Source organism: Pseudomonas sp. P5_A2_2 (assembly GCF_054177685.1).
Genome location: NZ_JBGCUL010000949.1, coordinates 1 through 1,679 on the forward strand (window position 1 = coordinate 1; position 1,679 = coordinate 1,679).

2 protein-coding genes are annotated in these 1,679 nt (G+C 58.2%); both read right to left on the bottom strand.

Translation table 11 applies throughout. The features are described from left to right. Window positions 1-207 precede the first annotated feature (207 nt). Entirely contained in the window at window positions 208-963 is a 756-nt protein-coding gene (gene cobF, locus ACXRVY_RS27650; protein ID WP_457266342.1) for a precorrin-6A synthase (deacetylating), read from the bottom strand. Beyond that, entirely contained in the window at window positions 963-1,535 is a 573-nt protein-coding gene (locus ACXRVY_RS27655) for a histidine phosphatase family protein (protein WP_223463052.1), read from the bottom strand. The genes cobF and ACXRVY_RS27655 overlap by 1 nt, the downstream gene beginning before the upstream one ends. Window positions 1,536-1,679 lie beyond the last annotated feature (144 nt).

The window sequence follows — 1,679 nt, forward strand, 5'->3', positions numbered from 1 at the left end:
GTGCATGTAGATGAAAGGTGTGTTTTCCCAGATCGATGGCGGCAATAGCTACTTTGCTCATGGCAATGATCTCCGATAAGCCCCCTGTGAAAGCTTAGTGGTCGATCACAGGGGGCGGCGGGGGTAGCCATTTCATTAGGGAACTGCATTTCAAATAATGTGGGAGCGAGCCTGCTCGCGAAGGCGTCAGACCGGGCAGTTCAGTGCTCAAGGCTTGCGCAATAAATAGGTATCCATGATCCAGCCATTGGCCAGCCGCGCAGCCTTTCGCACCCGTTGGATTTCATCCGCCACATCCTTGAGCCTGCCGCTGATCAGGATTTCATCCGGCGTCCCCAGATAGGCGCCCCAGTAAATCTCGGTGTCCTGATCCACCACCTGATGGTAAGCATCCTGGGCATCGAGCATCACCACCAGGCTGTCGGCATCGCTCACCTGCCCTGCCGCCAGACGCCGGCCCGTKGTGATTTCAACCGAGCGGCCAATCTGGTTGAGCGGCACCTTGTGCTGTGCCGCCAACGCCTGGACGCTGGTAATGCCGGGGATCACCTCGAACTCGAACGTGCAGGCACCTGAGGCCTGGATCGCCTGCAAGATGCGAAGGGTGCTGTCATACAGCGCGGGATCGCCCCACACCAGAAAACCACCACACTGGCCGTCAGACATTTCATCGTTGATCAGCCGTTCGAAGGTCTGCTGTTTGGCCAGGTTCAAGTCGTCGACACTGGTCTTGTAGTCCACCTCACCACGCTCGCGCTCCGGGCTTTGGGCTTCGACAAAACGGTAATCGCGATCGGTGATGTAGCGTTCGCAGATTTCGCGCCGCAAATCGATGAGTTTGTTTTTGCTCTCGCCCTTGTCCATGAGAAAAAAAACGTCGACCTGATTCAGCGCCTTCACCGCTTGCATCGTGATGTAGTCGGGATTGCCAGCACCTATGCCGATAACCAGGAGTTTTTTCATCACAGCAGATCCTCGGGGTCGGTGCCCGGCAAGCGCAGCCGCCAGCGGCCATGGAACCTCAGTTCGACCGCCGACAGGGGTTCGACGTCGATCAGGCTGGACGATGCGCCTTGCAACACCTGCGTCAGTGCGGCACGGATGACGAAGGGATGGGTAATGGCGACGATGTGCCCCGGCGTCGACTGCAACGTAGTCAACCATGCGCCGACGCGCTCGCCCAGTTGCACCAGTGACTCGCCACCGTGGAGTGCCGAAGCCGGGTCGCCCAGCCAATGCTGGAGCGTCTCGGAATCGTTTTTTTGCAGATCACTAATGCGTATTCCACTCCAGCGCCCGAAGTCACAGTCCCTCAGTGCGTCGACAATCTGCGGCGCGCTGCCAAACAGTTCGGCGGTTTGCCGGGTGCGCAACTCCGGGCCGCAGACAAGGCGCGCAGCGCCCCTGAACTGATTGCGACGGGAAAGCCTGAGCGCTTGCCAATCCATCTCCAAAGGCTCGTCCAGAGGAAAACGCGCCAATTTCTGTGCGACGGTTCGAGCGTGACAAATCAGGGTTAAACGGGTCGCCTGCACCAGCAATCACTCTAAAGATGGAAAGGAACGACGGCGTCAGGTGACCGCCATCGCGCAATTGTGCCGCAACAAAGCGGCCCCGGGTGGGGTTTAATTTTCCTGTTTGAAACGGATCCTTCAGTCATTTCCTGCCAGGTTTTCTGT